Annotated in this window: 12 protein-coding genes; 1 reads left to right on the top strand and 11 read right to left on the bottom strand. The window is 45.4% G+C overall.

All coding sequences use genetic code 11. The features are described 5' to 3' along the window. Positions 1-51: 51 nt before the first annotated feature. Genes ACAN54_RS26345 through ACAN54_RS26330 form a run of 4 tightly spaced genes read right to left on the bottom strand, consistent with a single transcriptional unit; the run spans position 52 to position 8,876 of the window. The gene (locus ACAN54_RS26345; protein WP_379162647.1) at positions 52-651 is read right to left on the bottom strand and encodes an anthranilate synthase component II; all 600 of its coding nucleotides are present in this window, start codon (positions 649-651) and stop codon (positions 52-54) included. Then, positions 623-2,047 (bottom strand): anthranilate synthase component I family protein, encoded by a 1,425-nt coding sequence (locus ACAN54_RS26340; RefSeq protein WP_379162644.1) that lies wholly within the window; start codon positions 2,045-2,047, stop codon positions 623-625. Before ACAN54_RS26340 ends, ACAN54_RS26345 begins: the two co-directional genes overlap by 29 nt. Next, complete coding sequence (locus ACAN54_RS26335) at positions 2,044-3,366, bottom strand: phenylacetate--CoA ligase family protein (protein ID WP_379162641.1); 1,323 nt, start codon at positions 3,364-3,366, stop codon at positions 2,044-2,046. Before ACAN54_RS26335 ends, ACAN54_RS26340 begins: the two co-directional genes overlap by 4 nt. Further along, positions 3,363-8,876 carry an AMP-binding protein gene (locus tag ACAN54_RS26330; protein WP_379162638.1) on the bottom strand — a complete coding sequence of 1,838 codons (5,514 nt, stop codon included), beginning with the start codon at positions 8,874-8,876 and terminating at the stop codon, positions 3,363-3,365. The genes ACAN54_RS26335 and ACAN54_RS26330 overlap by 4 nt, the downstream gene beginning before the upstream one ends. Before the next feature lie 1,427 nt (positions 8,877-10,303). Between ACAN54_RS26330 and ACAN54_RS26325 the strand changes: the two genes are divergently transcribed. Further along, a complete protein-coding gene (locus tag ACAN54_RS26325) occupies positions 10,304-10,801 on the top strand; it encodes a cysteine hydrolase family protein (protein WP_379162635.1) in 498 nt (165 codons plus the stop codon). A gap of 342 nt (positions 10,802-11,143) precedes the next feature. On the opposite strand, the gene ACAN54_RS26320 is transcribed toward ACAN54_RS26325, so the two are convergent. The 7 genes from ACAN54_RS26320 to ACAN54_RS26290 all read right to left on the bottom strand — a co-directional run bounded on the left by ACAN54_RS26320 (position 11,144) and on the right by ACAN54_RS26290 (position 23,474). Then, entirely contained in the window at positions 11,144-14,062 is a 2,919-nt protein-coding gene (locus ACAN54_RS26320) for a non-ribosomal peptide synthetase (protein WP_379162632.1), read from the bottom strand. A 12-nt stretch (positions 14,063-14,074) separates the two neighbouring features. Further along, positions 14,075-15,301 carry an aminotransferase class V-fold PLP-dependent enzyme gene (locus ACAN54_RS26315; RefSeq protein ID WP_379162629.1) on the bottom strand — a complete coding sequence of 409 codons (1,227 nt, stop codon included), beginning with the start codon at positions 15,299-15,301 and terminating at the stop codon, positions 14,075-14,077. A gap of 69 nt (positions 15,302-15,370) precedes the next feature. Further along, the gene (locus ACAN54_RS26310) at positions 15,371-16,525 is read right to left on the bottom strand and encodes a winged helix DNA-binding domain-containing protein (protein ID WP_379162626.1); all 1,155 of its coding nucleotides are present in this window, start codon (positions 16,523-16,525) and stop codon (positions 15,371-15,373) included. 21 nt (positions 16,526-16,546) lie between these two features. Beyond that, positions 16,547-19,816 carry a non-ribosomal peptide synthetase gene (locus tag ACAN54_RS26305; protein WP_379162623.1) on the bottom strand — a complete coding sequence of 1,090 codons (3,270 nt, stop codon included), beginning with the start codon at positions 19,814-19,816 and terminating at the stop codon, positions 16,547-16,549. A gap of 276 nt (positions 19,817-20,092) precedes the next feature. Then, a complete protein-coding gene (locus ACAN54_RS26300; protein WP_379162621.1) occupies positions 20,093-20,449 on the bottom strand; it encodes a phosphopantetheine-binding protein in 357 nt (118 codons plus the stop codon). Positions 20,450-20,703: 254 nt separating this feature from the next. After that, entirely contained in the window at positions 20,704-21,459 is a 756-nt protein-coding gene (locus tag ACAN54_RS26295) for a thioesterase II family protein (protein ID WP_379162618.1), read from the bottom strand. Further along, positions 21,459-23,474 carry a condensation domain-containing protein gene (locus ACAN54_RS26290; protein ID WP_379162615.1) on the bottom strand — a complete coding sequence of 672 codons (2,016 nt, stop codon included), beginning with the start codon at positions 23,472-23,474 and terminating at the stop codon, positions 21,459-21,461. Before ACAN54_RS26290 ends, ACAN54_RS26295 begins: the two co-directional genes overlap by 1 nt. Between the last annotated feature and the right edge of the window lie 41 nt (positions 23,475-23,515).

Genomic DNA, 23,515 nt, shown 5'->3' with positions numbered 1-23,515 from the left:
TCATTTCATTTGCTTGCATCATTTCATTTCAATATGAGGTATTTACATGATTCAGATCAGATCCACCGTCTGGAGCCTGTGGCCAGCCAGTGCCAGTGAGTTTCGTATCATTGTGATCCCGTGCTCCGTTCCGATGCTCTCGGGATGAAACTGCACACCTTCAATTGGTCTTGTACGATGACGCACTCCCATTACCACGCTATCTCCTTCAGCAATGGCGGAAGTAACTAGTTCGTTTCCCGTACCGGGATCAGCGATAGCCAGAGAGTGGTACCGAACTACAGCGACAGGTGATGGGACGTTACAAAAGATACCTTGTCCATCGTGCTGCACCTGCGCTTTCTTGCCGTGTTCGATAGTAGGTGCATGTATGAGCTTCCAGCCGAAAAACTCCCCAATGGCTTGGTGACCCAAACAGACACCGAACATAGCCTGATGTTCACCTGCTGCACGGATTATTTCTGGATAACCATGTTCCTGCGGTGTTCCTGGACCTGGCCCCAAGACAAGGAGTTGAGGCTTCCATAGCTGGTACTGATTAATTGGATCATCATTCACACGTACCACTTTCGTTTGTGCGCCTACCTTCTCGTAATACTGTGCAATGACGTATACAAAGCTATCAAAGGCATCTATCAATAATATTCTCATGTGCCCCTCCTATCGCTCTGGCAAAAGACTGTATCTTCGCACCCGCCTCGTCCCATTCAGCCGATGCCTGTGAGTCAGCTACAATACCCGCAGCAGCCTGCAACACGTAGTGACCCGAGTCGCCGACGATCGTTCGGATGGTCAGGGCGAGCACACCATTATCTTTCCCCGTAATATACCCAGAACACCCAGTATACACCCCGCGCGCCGTCTCTTCGAGATCGGCGATGATCTCCATCGCACGAACCTTGGGTGCACCCGTCATTGTCCCCGCAGGAAAATTTGCTGCAATCAAGTCCCAGATGTCGCAATTCGCGCGGACCGGGGTTTCAACAGTCGAGACTAAATGAAAAAGCGGACCATAGGCATCCAACTGCATAAACGAGGATACGTGCACACCTCCTGGAATAGCACAACGCGCTAAGTCATTGCGCGCCAGATCCACAAGCATCAGATGCTCGGCCACCTCCTTGGGAATGCAGTCCAGGCGATTGCCACGCTGATCTTCCTGCGCCATTGTTCCCGCAATGGGGCGAACCTGAACGACACCATCGCCACTACGGAGCATTAACTCTGGGCTGGATGACACTATATGCCGGTCTCCAAGGTCCAAGTAATACATATAGGGAGCCGGATTAGTTGACGCAAGTCGTTCATAGAGGTCCACTGGAGGAATCGTAGTACTCGATACTGCACGCCGACATAATTGCACTTGGTAGATATCACCAGCATGTATATGTTCTTTGGCCCGATTAACCATTGCGCAGAATGCACTCCGATCCGTCAAATCCCGCAGGACTCCCGAATCCCAGGGGCCACTCGGAGATGGATCCTTTCTGGGATCAATAAGTGCTGCGACTAAATTTGCGATGTCTGTGACCTCATCTTGTCTGGTCTTCAAAACATCAATTTCGGCCTCACTTTCAGCACCATTGTAGCGTACGACGTATCTGTAGACGCGCAATATCACCTCCGGTTCACCCTTCTCGATAGCCATCCCCGGTAAATGTTCAACAAAACGAGCTGCGCTATAGGCCATGACCAGCACGAGCGGGTAACCCTCTGGCAACGCGAGAATTTGCGTCACATGCCGCAGGCGTTCCAACAAGGGCTTAGTGTCGTCACTCACCACTGCTCTACATTCAGTGATTTTCATCTCAAAGGGTCCGCTGCCGTACACATGCCAATTGCCATCCACTAGCTTGATCTCAAACAGTAAATCGACCATAAACATTGTTTGTGATCCATCAACAGCTTGAAAACCAGCACCCGTCTCGAACAAGGCCGGTCGAGGGTACAAACCTAGTACACGCCGTCGTACATGCGCTACCTGCTCAGCACCAGGAACCACACATCGCTCGATGACCCATGAGCTTTTCGAATCTTGCTTGATCATGGTGTTAGCCTCCAATCTCGGATTCGGGCGTGTTTCCATGAGATATAGGCTCCTGTCTCCGTCTGCGGATCTAACTGATTTGACAACTGCAACCTAACCGAGACACCAAAATCACCCGCAAGCTGCTTTTCAATCTGATCAACTGACTGATTCCCGACCTGGGAGACCATCGCTATTTCTAATTCGTCAGTACCATTTTTCGCAACCCCTACATTAACTTGATATCCCCAAACCTGATCGACTGCCTTTAAAATAGCCGATTCAATTGACGCAGGATACATCTGGCGGCCACCGATTGTCATAACATCGTCAACCCGACCAAAGATCCGTATGCACCGGGACTGACTGCCACACTTGCAAACACTCGACGGGTAAATGCAAGCCAAATCGCCTGTGCGAAATCGGATTAATGGCTTAGCACCAGGCACAAGCATCGTAAGGCACAGTTCACCCACATCGCCATCAGCATCATTATTAGGTATAATTTCTGCAATATAATTAGTCTCGGAAAGATGTAGATTCCCTTCTGAACAGCCTGTAGCAACTGCATGTACCTCTTGCGACCCATATAGACCATGAGTACAATGCGCATCCCAGACTCGAGAAATGTTCGAAAGCATCTCAGGTGTGCACAACTCTCCAAGTACAAGGATCTGCCCCACCGAGGTCTTCTGCGGATCAATTCCAAGGCTCCTATAGAAACGAGCGAGAGCAAGAGCCACTGCAGGTGAGCAGATTAGTGACCGGACTCCAAGATCAGTAATGAGTTGAGCAGCTTTTTCAAGGCCTACCCGCGGGCTCTCGGGCCATAATCGTACAAATGGAATACCTAGATTCCGACATACCTCTCCATAGGTATCCCCGAATGCGTATAACTCCGATGGTCCCATGATCGCAGTAAGAGCACTCATCGTACCAAATGTGGACTGATACACCTCTTTCACCGCATTCTGAACGTAAGCCCCACTTGTCTCAATATCAATGGGTGCTCGTGGACAAGGTGTTGATTTCCCAGTCGTCCCCGTTGTCTCATAGTACGTCGCAATTTCATCGAACGGGACACAACAGACCGCAGTATTAACAGAACGGAGATCACTCTTAGTAGTGAAAGCGACCCCGTCGAGAACCTTGAATTGACTTGGAGAATCCACCTTAGTACGCAGATGATCACGGTAAAACGGGGATTGTGCCTGAACGTACCCCAATATTTCTTGCGTGCGCAACTCGCTCTTCTGTTGCAACTCTTGTAGCTTCGTTTGCCTATTCAGATATGCAGTGACGATTTCGAGCCATTCTTGATCTAATTGGTTTTTGGTCATGACTCTATTCTTTCTACAAGATCATTGGCGAACTCACCAATTGTCTCAGTCAGCATGATACTTTCAATTGAAACTGATGTCGATAATTGGGCCTCCAATTCATTTTTGATCTTCATAGCAGCCAGTGAGTCGCCACCCAAGTCAAAAAAATTGTCTTCTGGTAGAACTACTGATTGGGAGAGTTGGTCGGAAATCACACGTACGACCTGTCGCAAAATGGTTTGTTGACTCTTATTGTTTAATTCTGTCATATTAATCCTCCTTAATAGTATTTCTCTCAATATCCTTACATCCACCTTGCCATTATTCGATAATGGTAGTTGCGGTACTTGCTGGATAGTCTTTGGTACCATGTAGCTAGGTAAGCGGCGTGTGAGTTCCTTGATGATAATGGGATCAAGATCGGCTTCCCCAATATAAGCCAGTGCAATCTGCTCTGGTCTCCCATCTGGTCCGGGCAATGAAAAGGCACAGGCTTGCAATACCCCTGCGCAGGTTTGAGCCACGCTCTCTATCTCGTCAAGCTTAATTCTGATCCCTTTGAGCTTGATCTGGTTATCGATCCGTCCAAGGAATTCTATCTTCCCATTGGGGAGGTAGCGACCCAATTCGCCTGTCCGGTACATCCGGCGTCCAGTCCGAGGGTGGCAAACAAATGCACGCTGCGTAAGTTCTGGTTGTCCTATGTATCCACGTGCTAATGATATGTCACTTTCTACCAGTATTTCACCAGGCACCCAATCTGGGCGATCAACCCAATCTTCGGTGAGGATGTGATATTTGGAATTCCTCATCGGTGAGCCATAAATAACTGAACGACAGATGCTACCTTCGCTATCGTCGATTTCATGGATCACTGACCAGTTTGTGGTCTCAGTTGTGCCACCACACGAGAATATCCGGGCAGAGGGGAAAACAGTTCGAGCTCGTGGCAATAACGACAGCGGGATCCTGTCACCAGCCATAACAATGTTGGTTACAGACTCTATTAGATGTACATTAGTCTCTGCTTCAGCCACGCAGCATATGAGTTCCATGACGGCGGAGACACATGCCCAAAATGTCACCTTATATTGACGATGTAGTCGCAGCCAAGTTTCAGGATCCGGACCGGCGGTATATTCAGGTACAACGACGGAACCGCCATGTACTAAAGGACCAAAAATATCGAAAACTGACATGTCAGAGTGTAATGCTGATGTAGCAAGATGTCGGGTGGATTCATTCAAACCAAAATGCTCAACAACATCGAATATGTAGTTCACCACCGCAGTTTCCGGAATCTCAACGCCTATAGGTTCGCCAGTGGAAGCCGAGGTGAACATCACATATGGTGAATAGTCTTCTCGAATAGGTTCGATAATGAAATCCGTACTTTGTTGAGTCCAACTGCCAAGACTAGCAGTCGCGTGTTCGATCTTGTATACACCAGTAGGCACCGGAGTATCCGGTGGAGCAATCACAATGCGTACGCTAGCTTGTTCGAGCATCGTCCGTACCCGCTCAAGCGATAGATCGATGTCAATGGGGACATAACCAACCCCAGCTAACAAGCAACCATAAATCGCTGCATAGTGCACGGCACCTTTAGGTAGCAGAATCCCAACGAACAGGTCATTCGAGTCACAAACCTGCTGAACCAACATTTTGACATGTGCAGCTGCACGACCGATCTCACCCCAAGTATATGTGCCGTGGGCATCAATGACGGCTGTTTCATTCGCACAACCTACGAGGCGCTCTAGCAGAAGATCACGCAAGTGCACTTGGGGAACCAGTTCTTGCGTTGCGTTGACCGCGTTTCGTACAGCGATCTGTGTCGCTGGTCGAAGGTCGAGCCAAGTATGCTTCCAAATCTCGGGATCATCTGCAAGCTGTTGTAACAACCCACAGAATGAGTCAAACATCGCCTCAATCACATCAGGACGAATGACCCCCGTGAGGTAGTCCCATTTGAAATACAGCGTGCCCTCTGACTCTCGGATTTGGACATCAAGCGTCACCTGTGGAGTCTGTGAGACCCCAAATACCTCCCGACCCAACTGAGAAACATCATGCCGACCCGGATGCCCGAGAAGACTGGTCAACACTATTGGCATCAATGGCTCACGCCCAGTCCGGCGAATTCGAGACAGCTCACGCAAAACCTCAACCCCAGTAAACAGCCGATGGTCAAGTGCCTGCCAAATCGCATCCTGTAACCGCCGACCACGAACTTGGAGCGTATCGCCAATAGCATTTTCGTAGGGTACAAGCAATGTATTCGTGAAATCCCCAACCACTAAATCAATGTCATCACTGACCGGCATCCGATCTGAGATGGGGAAATTCAAGGTAAACTGATCTTCTTCGCTCCAGCAACGCAACACTTCACACAAGACCAAGGCTACAACCCCAGAGGGAGAGATTCTTCGTTCTTGAGCTTGGGCTTTGAGACGTTCCCAAGACTCCTTCCCAAGTGTTCCCTCATGTCTTTCGAACCTTACTAATGAGGTAGACTCCCCTTGTTCAAGTTGCGGCAACTTTGGGGCAGCCGGCAACTCATGGATTTTTTGTAACCAGTACTCACGGTGAGCACGGTATTGTGCACTCTGCTTTACTTTGTACCGATATACGACATAGTCTTGGAATGTGGTCTGAATCCTCGGTAATTCAGGGTTTTCTTTAATATACAGGTCAATCAAATCAGGGATAATTACTTGGAAGATCGACCATGCATCGGCGATTAGCAAGTCAATGCAGAAATGAATTCTGCTTGATTGTGCACTGATCCGGCTCACAACGAATCGAAATAGAGGCCATTTCGCTGTCCCAATTTCATCGTTTGCCATACGGCAACGTATCTTGTTAATCTCGTTGTTAATCTCGATCGGTAAAAGCTGACTTAGATCTATGAACTCCACTGCCTGCCTACCATCGACAGTTCCTACTCTTTGGCAACCTGCATCATCAATTGTCATTCGAAGTGTTGGGTGGCGGTCGACCAGCATGCCTATCGCACGGACAAACCGGTCACAATCCAGATCCTCCACCTCCCACTCGAAGTACCCTTGACAACCTACACCGCCATATTGGAAATCAGAGCCACGACCTATCCATAAAGCCTGTTGATTTTCATTCAGCTCGAAGGGCTCTAATTGCTGATCAGCCGGCAGGTTTTCAAATACTGGTAAATTGGTAGTATGTGAGGTGTTAGCTAGACGTATAAGGTTCGAAAATACCGGGTTTTCAAGAAAGGAGCTCATCTCAATGTGAATTCCATACTTGCAAGTCAATTCCCCCATCATACGCATAGCTCGCAAAGAATCTCCGCCAGATTGAAAGAAATCAGACTCAAGAGTTGCCTCATCACATCTAGTCCAAGTCAACCAGCAGTCACGCAACGCAATCTCGGTTTTTGTAGTCGGGAAAAAAGGTGTGTATGTTGTATCTCGCTCGACTGGACAAGCTCGTAACGCAGTGTAGTCCACCTTGCCATTGTGTCCTAGCGGTAACTCTATCGTATTAATCCGGCTAGGTTGAGCGGCAGGATGCAATTGTTCCCTAAGATACTTACGAACCGCATCCTTGACATCAATAGTATTAGGAGCCGGCTCAATGAAAAGTTCTAGTATTGCCCCAGCATTATCAGTGAAGCAAATGGCAGCAGCTTTTGCCACGCCTGGAACTTTGAGAGCAGTGATCTCTACTTCAGCTAAGTCAACCCTATGCCCGCGAATCTTCACAAGTGCGTCTGACCGGCCGAAAATCTCCACGGTTCCATCCAACCTCATTCGCGCTCGATCTCCGGAAATGTATTGCAACGTTGAAGTAGCGTCGAGTGTGTTTGGACGGAAAGATCTCTGAGTCTGATTGTAATCTACATAACCCATCGACAGCGTTTCACCAGTGATGATCAGTTCCCCAACGCAACACGCTGGTAACTCTTGTCCGGCACCATCAACCACGTACATGTTTGCACCAGGCACCGCACGTCCAACTGTTGGTAACAACGTGCGCCGCGGACCAGATAGATCCTCTATCGAGACAACAGCAGCTTCTGCAGAGCCATAGACGTTAAGCACTCGGTATTCAACGTTCGGCCACTGCTTGCACCGCTCACCTGCGATTAACATAGTGTGTAAATCAGTATGAAGTCCATTAGCCCAGAGCGCTTCAGCGATTGATGTCATAACCAGTGTGTGCGTAACATTGTTCTCGGTGAACCAGTGTGCCAACATCTGAACATCCCGCAAGACATCAGGTGAAGGAATGCAGACCGTGCCGCCGGCACATAGCACTGGTAGCGGATCCACTTCGATCATCCCGTATCCCGGCGATGACAGCCACGTTCCTCTAGAGTGTTCTCCTAACTTGGCAGCATCAATGATAGCGTCAACTGTAGTGGACATCCCGCGATAGGATAGACAGACTGCCTTGGGCCGTCCGGTAGTTCCGGAGGTTCCGGCGATGAAGCACACTTCATTGTCAGTTTCGATCCACTCTCCACGTTCCCAGTTGATCTGTGGTTGCTGAATGATCCTATTGTCAAAATCCAGCACGGGAAAGTCCACTAGACTACGTGCCCTTTCTGTCGCTGTGCCAACAGTAATTATGGCGTCAGGCCTGGATTCGTCCAGGAAATCTCGTATCCGATCATCGGGATGCGTCAAATCGATCAGCACACATGTACCACCCATACGTTGGACTGCGATTATGGAGACTAGATGTTTCCAACCCCGTTCCATGAAAAGGGCAAGTCTGGGATATGACTGATGGGTGGTTACTTGTTCGTGTACCAGCTGCATCACTGCTTCCGATGCATTCCAAAGTTCGTCGTAGGTCAAGGTTTGACCACTCGTATCATCTATGATCGCCAAATCCGATGGTTTCTTTTGTTTGTGACTGAAGATGCGTTCGACCATCGACTTACGCTGATGCAGTTCATATTTAGTACGTGTAGGTAGGGCGTCCACCGCAGGGACCACCCTAGGATTGAAGGCGCTCTCATATGCAAAGGCAGTGACTTTGCACAAATGTGCAAACATGTCCGACTCGATGCAGTCCCCCCTTACAGATAGCACACACCGACCATCTTGAACTAACAACCATACCGGTGACTCTTCAGGTGGAGTACTCTTCCCGTCCGTCACCTCAATATCCACGGGAACCATGATATTATGTCTTGATAGTTCTGCGGTCTGGCGTAGTTCAATAATGAATGTGCGGGCGTCACCCGCATCACGTAGCTTCGTTGTGTCGACCTCAAGGCAAGTTGCTGATCCACCGGTGTGTATCCCAATGTTTACCCGACCTTCGGGACTGAGTAACAAGCCCAGAATTGCAGCGACCACAATAAGTTCGTCAATGGATGCAACAAGCCCATCAGGTAAAATAATCCCCTCTTCGAATCGCTTAGACATTGTTGACTGGCTGGAGGCGTAGCGTCCGAATGCGTCCAAAATTGTCCGATTAATACTTGGAATTTCCTCCATCAGCCCATCAGTCCATTTTTGTTCGTTAGCAAACATTCGAATGATCCCCCATATAAATAGGTTAAAATTGCTATGTTTTCAGTTAAGATGTTGTCAACCAACATCAGTTAGTCCATTCTTTCCTACAAATCTATGACGGTGAAGAACACTGGTGCAATGCCTCTACAATATGTTAGAGCGACCACCGCTTTCGCTTCAGTACTTTATCAGTACATCTGCCAATGCATGAATCATTGTCCCTGTCCCTTCTCTTTATTTTGAAATAATTTCCTTAATATATTGAATATTACCATTGTAAAAAATTTTATCTTTTATGTAATTTTACATTTTTGTCATTTTACACCTTATTGTCATAGATTGCAAGTTTTGTAGTTCTTTGAGATAAATAAACGCCCAAAAAGCTGATTCGAGAGATTTATAGCTCATTTTTTAGATATTTTATATACTTTTTTGGTAGTTTATAACATTGTAATATATGATATTTTAATTCGTAATTACCATCTTGAAGTTGAACTCCCATGTACTTAAGAAATCAAAACTACGATATCAAAACTATGAAATGGTGTGTTTATCTTTCAATCGCTGACTCGTACCAAGATAAAGACACTGGACATGCCAGAACATTTACAATTCAGTCGTTAAGAAACTCAATTAGAGTTACATGCAGCAGGACTCAGACTCAGAGTATCAGAAGTTTGTGGGTTGACATGCGCTTGTGTAGATATGACTGAGCCCCTGAAGGCGCCACAGTGAAGCAGCTTGTAAGGAAACTTATATGGTATGAACGCTTTTTTTATTGGGAAATCTATACTTACAGTAAATTGTTTATCAGCATAACTTAGTTTTTGAAAAATGGTAATAATGAGGAATTGTATGCAATACACATTGATCGCTACTTCTGCGATAGGAATTGAGGCCTTACTGGCCAACGAGTTAGGAGGAAAATGGTGGATTTCTGGTCTCAGGATAATCAGTTAAATCAACACTGTTAGTGTCTCTGATTGCCAGATCATTGTGAAAAAGCCATTGTTAAGCGTTTGAAAAAGGTTCGTCATCAATCAGATATACTAGTAAAACCAGGCGCATTGTACAAATCTTGAATATATTTTTTTATTGTTTTTTCATTTGTTTCTACTGTACTCACATAGTATCCTCTTGCCCAAAATTCAAAAGGGGAATTTTTATCCGTCTACAGTCCTTTAAGTTCTCTTGCCACAGGCATAGCCTGTGTTTCTTAAAACCAAATGAAAAAGCGAAACACGGCAATGTCACATTCTACTTTTCCCATGCACTCTCGTGCCGTAAAAAATTTACAATTCCAGGCTTGTCACCCCTGTGAATTTATGATATATTTGTTAAATATAGGATCATATATTCGATTAACTTTTTTGCTAACCGAATTTTCAATGACCAACGCGCGCCTGTCGCTCACAGGTAAATAAAAATTATTGGAGTGAACTACCATGGTAAAAGCCTTAGTAATAATAGACATTCAAAATGATATAACAAAGAATTACAAGGAGATAATTGATAATATAAATAACGCCATTGACTGGGCAGTTAGTAATGACATACATGTTATTTATATAAGACATGAAAATTTATCAGCCGGCACAAGGATTCTTAAGCCCAATACATATGGTTCTGAATTAGCTATAGACTTGAAAATAGTATCAACAAATGTTTTTACAAAATATAAAGGGAACGCTTTAACCAGTGAAGAATTTGCCAACTTTATTAATACTAATGAAATAAGTGAGTTATACATTGCAGGAGCAGATGCTACTGCTTGTGTTAAATCAACTTGTTATAATTTACTTAAGTCAAATTATGAAGTTACTGTCTTATCAGATTGCATTACCAGTTGGGATAAAAAGAAAATTCCAGAAATGATACAATATTATGAAAGTAAAGGCAGTAAAATAATTAGTTTGAGTGACCTGGTAGAGTCTGTCAAATAATCCTGATAAAAAACGAGAGCATGACTCTCGTTTTTTTTTATGTCTTTCTTGCCATAGCAAGACGAAGAACTACTTAAAACAATCAAAGTGATCTATAAAAAAATAAATTCAGATTAATTAAATTAAATAAATTGCCCCCAGCTCCTTACCGAGAGCAATTCTGTACTGCATAAAGTTTTGGTTCTGTATCCCTTCTGATGGGCAGACTAAGTTCATCTACGTTTCTTTTGCGAATATAGGTGACTGTTTCGGGTATAAATTCTTTACTCAGCTTGAAATAGTAGATCTTTATATGCCATATTCACGTTCTAATTTGGGATACGAATAATTCTATACTCATAGTCAGTCATGTCTGTCGGGACTGGGCCATGAACAGCGCTCAGGTGCCGGTAATGCATGACGATCCAGTTTGCCATGAGAGGTTGTCGGTAACTTCGCGAGCCACACAATCGAAGCTGGCACCATCCACTCAGGTAGTTTCACTCTGAGATGCTCCTTCAGCTGAAGAGGTGAGACGTCGATGGTGTGATTTCTCATCACCACGTACGCAATCAATCGCTTATCGCCCCCGTCTTCGCGACATACCACTACGCACTGTTCAACAGCTGCGTGAGCGGCAAGCGTCATTTCGATTTCTCCAAGATCAATTCGATGCCCACGAAGTTTTAGCTGATGGTCCTTTCGGCCAATATACTCCAATTCACCATCAGGCCGGTAACGCACAAGATCACCCGTTCGGTACATTCGTGTTTTTGTGTTGGCACTGAAACGATTCGGCAGAAAGCGCTCCGCTGTCAAATCCGGTCGATTCATGTAGCCACGTGCTAATCCGTTTCCTGCGACATACAGCTCGCCAACCACACCGATAGGTACCCTCTGCTGATACTCATCAAGTACGTAAAGTTGACGATTTGCGATAGGTCGTCCTATAGTTACTGGATCTTCGAATCCCCTCTTAAACAGTGATACAGTAGTATAGGTGGTATCTTCAGATAAGCCATAGGCATTCCATATCTTTTCAAGCTTTGTAGCACCGAATATTCTCGTTGTTATCTGACGAGATAGAGGCTCTCCCGCTAATAGTGCTGCTCTCGTATTGGTCGAAACCCAACCTAATTCAGCGAGAGTACAAAGTGCCGAGGGTACCGTACTTAACAGCGATACTTCTGTAATCGCTTGAATGGACCGAAGTTGAAGAATATCGTCTACTATGATCACTGTGCCACCCCAACTCAACGGTACATACAACTCGAAAATCGACATATCAAAGCAGATCGACGACGAAGCCAGTACACCAGAGAGTGTATCAAGACCAAATTCATCTCTTGCCCAGTACATCAACTCGATCACACTTCGATGTTCAATCTCAGCAGCTTTCGGAAAACCAGTCGAGCCTGATGTGAAAACAAGATATGCCACATTGCTTGATATTGTCTGACACTCTATGTTGTTGCGCTCGAACGTGTCGATAAGAGTCCACTCATCATCCAATCGAATCACTCGCCTATCCTCGAAAGAAAGCTGCTCGCTAATGATGGTGTCGGTTAGTATTATTTCCACCTTTGCATCATCCAGCATAAAATAAAGTCGAGCCTTCGGATATTTGGGATCGAGTGGAACATAGCCTCCACCTGCTTTGAGAATTCCTAATAATCCTATCAACATTAGATTACTACGCTCCATGCAGATGCCGACAAGAACTTCGGGTCCAACTCCCAGTTTTCGCAAATACCGTGCAAGCTGATTACTGCGTTCATTCAATTGCTGATAGGTAAGCTGCTCGTTTTTGTTGATGCTTGCTATTCGCTCTGGTGTTCTCTGAGCCTGCTCCTCGAAGAGCTGCGACAGATTGTTCTTCAAGGGGAACTCTCGAGCCGTATCATTCCATTCATACAACAGCCGTTCATTCTCATCGGAGAGCCAGTGTGGGCTTGTGTGAACGGTTGTTAAGTCTCTCCCCATAGCTTGAAGTACGCTAGAATAGTAGCCGCCAAAAGCAATTACCTGCTCCTTGGTTACCAGGTCGTCACGATACTCTATCACACACTTAAGATCATTCATTCCGCCTATGTTCGAACCCGAAATGAATCGTACGATAAGTGAATTGTTATCGTAGCTGTCTTCAAAGATAACCGTTTCGTCATTATTATTGAGCAAGTAGCTCATATCAGCATATTCAGTGTAAGCAAAATCAACATCGAAGAGCTTCTTAGTATCATTCAACCCTGCGAGTGGGTGCTTCTCGAGTTCGTGTAGTATACCGAACGCCTCATGAACTCTTAAAGCGATATCATTCCATGTCTCCTGTGCACCCAATGTAAGCGCTAACGATAGAACTCGAACATAGTTTCCGATGTCTGCCTGCTGATTGTCTGATGAGTAACGTGCGTCTGTGCAAATACCAGTCGTAATCGTCACTTGACCACTTAACAGACTAACCACTTTACAATGTGCTACGAATGACAACGTCTCTAGACTTGTGCCGCTCTTTCGTGCTGCGTCTATCAGAGCATCGCGAGTTTCGGTTGGGATGGTTATTTCTACTTTTCGAAGTGCACCTCCAATAGGTGCATATAACTTATTAGAATTGTTCAACACTAGGGTCTCACTCATCAGGTGACGATTTTCGTTCCAAAATGCTTGAGCATTTGCAGATATTGTCATGCTACGTTCTGTGGCGACAAATGTTTGATAGGATATCACAGGCGCAAAATCTGGCAAAGATTGACCGTCGAGCAACATGCAATAGTACCTGCACAGCTCATTCATCAGTGTCAGAACGCTCTGCTGATCAAGAAACGTCTCGATCAGATTTAGTGTCCACTTATTAACATCGAATAACTGAACATGAATACGCCACAGCGGAGCATTCTGCCACTTCCATGTGACGACCTCATTTCCTATCAAATTAACTATCTCTTGTATGGAAGGCAAACCCTCGTGCATGTTATCGAGCGAGATAGAAATATCGACATCACGATGCACGAGTTGCAGAGGTTCACTATAGTTGCTTATATCGAAAAATGTCCGCAACATCGGATGACAACGCGTCAAGTAATGAACAGCTTCTGTTAGTTTCGTCATATCAAAGAACAGATCCATATGATGCGATGTAATTCGCATACGATCACGTGGTAATATCGTGTCGCACACGAATGTCTGACAAACCGAAAGTGGGTATGCGTGTTCTACGTCTGCTGGCAGACGCTCAATGTCAGCCGCACAGAGTAGAGAATAAGGTTTGCGACTAATCCTATCCATAAAGGTAATCTCCTATTCCAGACTAGTGTTTAAAATATCACAAAGCTCGTCCACCTGTTGAATGTGTAATGTGTACGGAAATGCGATTCGCATCCAGGGTGTCTCTGGATCAATGGATAGCAATAATAGATACACTGAGTGCTGCTCTAAAAACTTACCTAGATCTTCAATTCCCCATCTCCAGCGATATCCCGAGTCCGGACGCACTGCTACAAACGAGGTCATTTCCATCCCGTTGCTATATCCAATTACAGATAATCGAGATTGCATGCGTTGGATGAAATGATCCCGTAAGCGTATGGAGTGTGCACGCCAGTTTTCCAAACCAACTCTGTCTATGGCTCTGAGACTACTTACAAGACTGGCGAAGACGCGCACATTCGTAGTGGTGGCAGGAAAAGAACGGCTCCACGCATCATAGGAAACCTCTTCATCACTCACTGGTCTCGGTGTAATAATGATGCCGCATGGCTCAGGCGACAAAAGCCATTTGTGAACACTTATTACATAAGCCCAACATTTATGTATATCCATATCATAAATGTAGTTACCCGCTGCATGGGCACCGTCCAGTATGACATATAAAGATGAATCATCTATCCCCCGTAAACGGCTAATAATTTCCTCCGTTCGAATAGCTAGCCCAGTGGCATAGCTGACCACACTCAGGATGAGTGCGGTAGGTTCACCGCTATTTTGCAGCTTGTCTTGAATCATATTGACCAGTTTTTTTTCCTGTTCACTACGTGATAAGAGATAATCCGTCGCTTCAAAATGCAACTGACATACATCAGCTTTTATGATGTTAGCCAACCAACGTGCAACAGCCAGCACAGACGGGTGCTCGAACGGTGACAATATGATACGAGACAATCCTTTAATTCTGCACAACGCAATTTCCAAACCTCTACACATGTTTGGAACAAATTCAATATTACAATGATCACGATCAGCGGACGAAAGAAGCGTATTGCGAATTCGTTCACGACATTCCAGCACGAGTGATAACAGAAACTTGCTACTTTCGTCGCTTCCAGGTATGTACTGTGCATATCGACGCATCAGTTCATTCGCACAATCAGCAATCTCGCCATGTTGTGGTGCGACCGCAAACTTCCAAAAGTTCAGAGATTTTCTGTGCTCACTCTCGAGCGGTGTCGCTGCTGTAATACCGCCGAACCACGCTGTAGGTGAATCAACAACTTCTCCATTATGCGAGATTAATTCGTCAGATATCATTATTTTCTCCTGTTATTAAGATTATAAATAGCGAAAACTATTTTTCATTTTCTCATTTCATTTCCTATATCACAGTATTAGTTCTGCATCCATACCGAGAAATTTACCTACATTCTGTACTTCGATGCTGATTTCGTTCTGAACGGGTTCAACTATCTCTCGTAATGCATTTATTCTTACTTCTATACGGCGCTGATACCTCTTTATCTCCCACGAACCGACAATGTATCCGTCTATTAGAATCGCCGGTCTTAAAAGTCCTCCACCTCGGTATACATCCTTTGCTGCATATGCTGCCAGAATTAGCTCTCGATCGTGATACCCTAACAGATAGGAATCATATGCTGGCACGAGAAGCACAGTAGGATCTTCAACTTTTGATTCGTTAGAGAAAACATGTGTCTCAAGCAAAGACAACCGTCGATCCGCGACTCTCACTTCGATCATCTCATGAGATATGCTCTCCCACCCCTGACGCAACGCTTTCATTGGAAGACCCGACCAGTTGGCGAGATCCGCCAAACTGGCAGGTCCATATGCTTCAAGATAGCGTCTTGCAAGTTTAGCTAAGGCCTCCTCCTTAGATAAGGGTTGAGATACAACGTTCAGCCAGTTCTCTACCAGCACATATGTTGGGTCGCCATCCCGATCGGGCCCAAAGCATATCAAACCATCGAGTGCGGCACGTCGTAAAAGATGATATGATGCCTGACCCTCAAGATTGATGCCTTGTGTCATAAGACAGTCTATCACTTCATCGCGTGTAAGCGGTTCGCTCTGTGCGAGTACCGCATAGAGCTTTTCGATGCTCTTAGAATACAACTTTTCGTTTAATCCCAGCTCTTCATAGCGTCGTTGGCTTTTCTGAATAAATGTCTTTCCATGAAGACCAATGAGCCAGTGAAAGTCCTCTGCTGCAAGAAGATGCAATGTCCCTCGCATGCACCAAGTGCGCACGATAGTTCTCTCCTCAATCTGAGTCTGCTTCAATTCGTTTGAGGTTAAATTGTTCATGCGCACGCGAAGTGCGAGTGCCGCGTCAAATGGATACTGTGCCTGTACTCCACAAATCGTCTGTAGAAGTTGCGCAATATTTGAGATTTCTGACTTAGTATCTATCAACAAATGTTGAGCACGTAGTCGTAGACGCCGTATCTCTTGTTCCGAAAGCTCAATCGTTCCCAACATGAATATCCCTTTCGTATTTCCATCGATTTTAGCCAAACCTTTTATTTAACATGTATCCTATGCCTCTTTTCTCAAGTCAGCAACGACACGATTCAGCTCATTAATGCCTATTTCAGAAAACATTTCAGTAAACGCGTCGAGTCGATCTACATTGTCTCCGCGCTTCATAAAATGACAAATTTCTTCAACCGTCGGCTTAGTAAACAGTGTCGAAAGAGGCATACTTACGCCTAACATCTCCTCGATACGATTATTCAGTCGCGTTGCGCTTATTGAATCACCTCCCAGATCGAAGAAATTGTCCATTACACCGACTTGGTTTAAATTAAGCACGTCGGCCATTAAAGATGCAACAATGGCCTCTAATGTTGTTCGAGGAGCGACATATCCGACTATCAAATCGTTGCTGGTATACTCTTCCGCCATCTTCATTAATCGTCGCCGATCAATCTTCCCATTGACGCTGAGCGGCAACGATTCAAGTATCACGATGTGTGATGGAATCATATAATTGGGTAGTTTCATTTCGAGAGCTGCCTTAAGTACACTTGGTTCAAGTGATTGCTCGGCATCAGCTATTGCTACGACAAACGCCACAATCCATTTATGTTCGGATTGTCCTTCCACAACAACCGTTACTGCTGAAAGAACTCCTTCCAGCATTTTCAGACTGGCCTCTATTTCGCATAGCTCTATCCGTTGTCCATGTATTTTCACTTGAAAATCGTTACGACCAAGAATCTCAATGTTTCCGTCTGGCAGATATCGCCCAACATCACCTGTGGCATATATTCGTTCGCCAGTTCCTGGCAACGTGATAAAACGCTGATCACTCAGAGAATCATTGCGCCAATACCCCTTAGCAAGACCAATCTTGCTCCCGTCATACATATCCCCTGGCACCCATACTGGCTGATTTGAAAGATGCTTATCTAATATGAAGTAGTGATGATTTGTTGTTGGCCGTCCGTAAGGAATACTAACCCCTTTCGGATCGACGGTACCGACCGGATAACTAATAGACCAGACGATGGTTTCTGTTGGGCCGCCAGCACTAAGAATATTCACCTCAGGCGCTACGCTTCGTAAGCGATCGGGCATTGACATAGGAATGAAATCTCCTGACAGCACTACCTGCCGAAGCGTTTTTAATTGATACCTATTCTTACCCTCAATATACGATATCAATATGTCCATGAACGCTGGAACCGAGTTCCAAAACGTTACATTCTCTGCGGAGATCATTTCCATCCAATGTGCTGGTTCCGGATTAGGAAGGGCATCAGGAACGACATTACCTACACCCAGACCTATTGCAAAGACATCAAAGACAGAAGCATCATGCTGCAGAGACGAAATTGCGAATGCCCGATCTCCTTTTCTCAGACTGCATCGCTTTTGAATGTCAAACAGCATGTTAATCACACCGCGATGCGCGACCATTACACCCTTCGGCATACCAGTAGATCCTGATGTGTAGATCACATATGCCAGATCATCCGACGTTTGGATACTTTCTAAAGGACTGTCATCCACTCCATCGAAGTCGTGATCAACACAGAATCGTTGCAATCCTTCGGGCCATTGGAGCCGCTGATTCACTACTGATTGTGTGAGTACTATCGACACTTCGCCTTCCTTCAGCATAAAATCTAATCGCTCTTGCGGTACATTCGGATCGATGGGTAGATAAGCTGCCCCAGCAACGAGCACGCCGTAAACCGCCGCATATTGCTCCCACCCCTTCTCCATTACTATCGCTACCAGCTCGTTCGGCCGAGCACCAAGCTCTCGCAGCTTTCGACCGATCTGATTAGCACGATGACTAAGCTCGGAATAAGTAAGTCGTCTCGAACTCGTAATCACCGCCATAGAGTTTGGCTCATTTCGTGTCACTTCCGCCAGCATCTCGTGAAGAAGCATGTCGGGCACTTCTGCATCGGTTGCGTTAATTTCATCGCGTTGCTTGATCTGCCACTCAGGAAGCATCTCGAATTTTTCTTGGACCCAGCTCTCATTCTGAGCAAGTTGGTGCAATATAGTGCAGTAAACCTCGAACATATCATCGAGCATTCCCTTTGGAAAACAGGCATCTAGAGAGTCCCAGTTGAAACGCAGCTCTCCCTCAAACTCAGAAATTTGAAAGTCCAGTAACACCTGTGGCGTCTGAGTGATAGCGTGTACCTCGCGACCGAAGCTTGCCATCTCATATCGTGTTGGATGTCCTAACAAGCTTGTAATGACGATAGGCGCCATTGCTCTTACGCCCTTCTGTAACCGCATTAACTCACGCAAAACGCGAACGCCACTGAACTGACGATATTCTAAATCCTTAACCACTTGCGCCTGTATCGACTTGGCACGCTCGGCAAAAGTACCATCACTTTTTTCGATAGCCACTAGCAGATTATTGGTGAAGTCCCCAAGGACCTTACTGATCTGCGGATGCACAGGTTTGCGGTCATAAATAGGAAAGTTGATGGTGAATGCGTCACAGTCGCTCCATTTCCTTATGACTTCGGCAAAGACGGCCACCATGATGACTGATGGCGTCACTCCCAAGCGTTGTCCATGTAACTTGATTTCAGACCACTCTTTCTCATTAACTACATATCCACGCGAGTTGAACTTGATTTCTGTATTCGGATCGATTGTCGACACCTGCGGAAGATTGGCAGCTGGTGGCAGTGTCGGTAGCCGTTTCATCCAGTAATCTTTCGCCAATTGATACTCTTCTGAATTCTCGAGTACTGACTCAACCTTTGTTATGTAATCTCTAAAAGTAACCTCAATTTCTGGAAATTCATGGTCTGGATTATTGTAAAACTCGATCAACTCCGGCAGAATGATTTGAAAGTAACTCCAGGCATCCATAATCAGTAGATCGATACTGGTGAACAAGCGAAAGCCATTATCTTTTAGAAGAGCTACATCTACCTCAAATAATGGCCACTTGTCCGCAGGCAGCACTTGATGAGACATGCGTTCGCGAATTTCGCTTAACTTTTCTTCAACTTTATCCGCTGATTCCTCCCGAAGATCAATAACTTGAATTTGAAAAGGTGGAACCTCACGAAGAATCTGCTGTGTTTCATTTGAATAAAAGACTGCTCTCAACATATCATGTCTTTCGATGAGCCGTGACCATGCCTTCTCATATGCTTTCAGATCCAAATTATTAGATTCGTGTTCAAAGTACGCGTGACATCCCACATCACCGAATTCCACTACACTGCCGCGTCCGATCAGTAAAGCCTGTTGCATGTCGCTAAGTGGGAATGGTTCGAATCGTTCTTGCTCATCGTGCTTCAATATGTCAATATTCATATACTATTTCCTCCTCTTAAAAATAATAAAATGGGTCTTTACTTGACTAACATGCCTACAAGAAGTACCCGATGACATTTAGCGAGTTCACAACCCGGTTGATGATCGAAGGTATGCGATGGTCAACCCGACACGAGCAACACTGACCGGCATTATTGAAGTTGACGAATGTCAAATCGGCGATGCAAGATCAATGGTTTGACCACAAGGACTGGTAGATGTGTTAGTCAAGTAAATACCCATTTTTAATAAAAATAGTGAGTTCATATTATTCATTCACAGCTTAGATTCATTCTTCATCTGTGTCATGATCAGTGCCAACTCCGATAGTACGCTAGTACGCAACATAAGTTCAAAATTCATGTACATTCCCATATCACGTTCGATCGCAAAGTGCATCTGCGCTACAAGCAGTGAGTGTCCGCCTAGCGCGAAAAAGTCATCTGTAACACTGATTCTTCCCACTGGGAGCAACTCTCCCCATAGTTTTACGAGGTACGCCTCGATAGCATTGCATGGTTTAACGTAGACAGATTCCTGTTTGAAGATTTCTTCATACATATTGAGCAGTTCACGTGACGAGATATTCTTGCCGATCGAATCGACTATAATCAACTCTTCAGGTACTGGCACCTCTGACGATACCTCATGCAGTTGCCGCCGTAACAAAGAGAAAGCTATAGTATCATTCACAGGAACCAGTAACGCAACCAATCGTGCACTAGAGTCACTTCCAACCTGAAACACTTGTGCTTCGCGCACATCATCTAAAGCTTCAAGCGCAGAGACGACATGCTGATACTGTGATATCTCTCTGTTCGCTATAACCTTTTCGCTGTCATCCTTCATGTTATTCTCCAATTTAATATTATATTTTGTTTAAATCTTTATTCTGAGACTGTCACTGTGTATCTGCGCAAGTCAGCATCAATAATTGGCAGTAGCGTGCTCGATGCGTTCTGTACTGCGAAGTGATCTCCGTCTACCAGGTACTCCGATACATCGCTATACGCACGCCAGCCTTGCAACTCCTCGAATGGCATCCCTTGATCATCCCGCCACGCGAAGGTCGTGATCGGACAGGATATTACGCAAGGCGTAGGTTGATAACGATCACACATTGCGAGATCCTTGCGAAGAAGCTGGATGGTATGTGGCAGAAGTATTGACGACAGCTTCGGATCAATAAGTGCCAAAGTAGTGTCCTGCAAGATGCTCGCTAACTCGGCATCCGACAAAGTCAAATGTACAGGCCCGCGATGACTCGAATGTGGTGCGCGCGATGCAGAGACGTAGAGATGTTCAGGCATACGAACATTTTGCTGCATAAGCTTTAAAATGAGATCATATGCCAATAGTGCCCCCATGCAGTGCCCAAATAGAGCGTACGGCCGATCAAGAAAGGGAAGAAGTTCAGGAAGCAGATCGTTCGTTAAGTCTTCTATATCTTTGTATGTGAATTCACTAGCTCTGTTCTCACGTCCAGGAAGTTGCACTGAACATACCTCATATTTTTCTGATAATATCGGCCAGAGGCGATATGCCGAGGCGCCAATTCCAGCGAACGGAAAACAAAATAATCTTGCCTCAGCATGAGGATTGGGTTCTCGAAGTAACCAGTTTGTCGACTTTGTCATCATCATTACCGTCCCTCCGGTATATCTGATACACTGAATCGATTTTTTTTCATATTCTCCGATAGCTGCTGATCAGTATCTTCGATACTGTATGCCTTCTCATTCTGCAAGAAAGCCGACTCTATCCTCTCATGCTGCTTAATCAAATCGGCAACTTCAGCCTCTGACAACTGTTCAACGCGATCGAGCAGAGATAGTATATGCTCTTGATCTAATGTTTGAATTGTCAATCGCTCGATTACATTAGCAAGCGAACATACCGTTGTATTTTCTAAAAAAAGCTGTAGCGTCAGATCAATGTCGAATTGTTCCCGAAACTGCGCCACCATCTGTGCCGCCATAACCGAGTGTCCTCCTACAGCAAAGAATTCGTCCGTTCTTTGTATACCATCGACACCGAGCGCGCTTGACCACGCCTTAGCAATGGCGGATTCAGTAGTGGTCATTTCTGCTTCTGCAGATACATTAGTAAATAATGCCGATTGATGTATGTTTGCGCTTTCGTTCGACGTATTATTATTGACTCTTGTTACCTTTTTATAAATCATCGGGCAAAGATCAGACAGTCGTAATTCGGGTTGCTGAGCGATCGCCTCTACAATCTGCACATAGTCGTTGCAGAAAGCCTCCGCAGTTTCCTTTTGGAAAAGATCAATGCCATAATCAAATCGTCCCGATAGCCCATTAGGTTGTTCGTCAATAGCTAGTTCAAAATCGAATTTCACGGTCGACGTCGAAACACCATCCCAGCTTAAACCAAGATCAGACGTCAGTTGTATATCTTTATCCAGTAGAGGAGTGCTGCCATACAGAAACATCGTTTGACACAACGGCGGTCGTCTATGATCTCGCTCTGGAGCAAGCTCCTGAATCAGTTTGCCAAACGGGAGATCCTGATGTGCAATGGCATCCAGTGTCACATGCCGAACCCGATCCACTAGTTCAATGAAAGTTGGATCTCCCGACATATCCGTACGAATTACGATGATGTTTACGAAAGATCCGATCAGAGCTTCTAGTTCCGATTTCGTTCGTCCAGTAATTCCTGTGCCTAGAACACATTCATTTTGTCCTGTACGACTTACGAGCAGCAACTGATAGGCTGCAAGCAGTATGGTAAACGGTGTGACCCCACAACGCTTGCTGATCTTCGCTATACTATTTGCTGTCTGTTGCGGAATAAAAAAACGACACGTGCTACCCCTCATACTCTGAATAGATGGTCGCGGAAAATCAGTTTCTACGCAGAGCGATTCACAGCCTTTAAGTTGCTCTCTCCAGTAATTTAAGATACGATCATACGCCTCACCGGTGAGACTTTCCCGCTGCCAGATAGCAAAGTCACCGAACTGAATGGGAAGCTCATCAAGATTAGGTTCCTCTCCTCGAGAGAAGGAGCCATATAGCGAGATTAACTCGCGAATTATTATCCCTAGCGACCATCCATCTGCGACTCCATGACTACCGACCCAAAGTAGAACATGCTTGAGCCGAGCCTTGTCAAGCTGTAAGAGATGCACGCGATAAAGCGGCCCCTCAGCAAGGTTTAAAGAGATCTGCATGAATTTCTCCGCAAACTCGGTGGCTGAATGATTAGGATCCTTCTCTTCACTCAGATCAGTCACAGATAGTTCCATAGAACGTACTGGGCCAATGACCTGAACAATCTTTCCCTGACGAAGTTGTAATGTCGTTCTTAACGATTCATGTCGTCGTTCAATTTCGCTAAGCGCCGCAGTTAGCGCCGTCACATTAAGCGGTCCTTGTAAATTGAAACGAAACGGGACATTGTAAGTCGGTAAGCCAGGTGAGAGCTGTTCCAAATACCACATCTGCTCCTGCCAGAAAGAAGCAATTGGTTCTGGAGAAGCCACGCGTCGAAGCGTCGATTCATCGCTAGATAAAGTCGCGAAATCACGCGCTTTCTCGGTACGCAAACGAGCAAAAACTCGCGCGCGTTCCTGTGAGGAGAGATGACCGAGTGCCTTAATAAGATTATCGATATTTGTTGTATTGTTCATGCAAATACCTTCTTTCTTTAAGTGGTCGGTTAGATTAATGC

This window comes from Paenibacillus diazotrophicus, assembly GCF_042610465.1.
The sequence above is the reverse complement of the archived record's forward strand: the minus strand, read 5'-3'. Positions and strand labels throughout refer to the sequence as shown.

Coding starts and splice junctions, on each gene's coding strand:
- ACAN54_RS26295 (WP_379162618.1), bottom strand. CDS start 21,459: ATGATGATGACAAAGTCGACAAACTGGTTACTTCGAGAACCCAATCCT.
- ACAN54_RS26320 (WP_379162632.1), bottom strand. CDS start 14,062: ATGGATAGGATTAGTCGCAAACCTTATTCTCTACTCTGTGCGGCTGAC.
- ACAN54_RS26345 (WP_379162647.1), bottom strand. CDS start 651: ATGAGAATATTATTGATAGATGCCTTTGATAGCTTTGTATACGTCATT.
- ACAN54_RS26315 (WP_379162629.1), bottom strand. CDS start 15,301: ATGATATCTGACGAATTAATCTCGCATAATGGAGAAGTTGTTGATTCA.
- ACAN54_RS26330 (WP_379162638.1), bottom strand. CDS start 8,876: ATGTTTGCTAACGAACAAAAATGGACTGATGGGCTGATGGAGGAAATT.
- ACAN54_RS26340 (WP_379162644.1), bottom strand. CDS start 2,047: ATGATCAAGCAAGATTCGAAAAGCTCATGGGTCATCGAGCGATGTGTG.
- ACAN54_RS26335 (WP_379162641.1), bottom strand. CDS start 3,366: ATGACCAAAAACCAATTAGATCAAGAATGGCTCGAAATCGTCACTGCA.
- ACAN54_RS26325 (WP_379162635.1), top strand. CDS start 10,304: ATGGTAAAAGCCTTAGTAATAATAGACATTCAAAATGATATAACAAAG.
- ACAN54_RS26305 (WP_379162623.1), bottom strand. CDS start 19,816: ATGAATATTGACATATTGAAGCACGATGAGCAAGAACGATTCGAACCA.
- ACAN54_RS26290 (WP_379162615.1), bottom strand. CDS start 23,474: ATGAACAATACAACAAATATCGATAATCTTATTAAGGCACTCGGTCAT.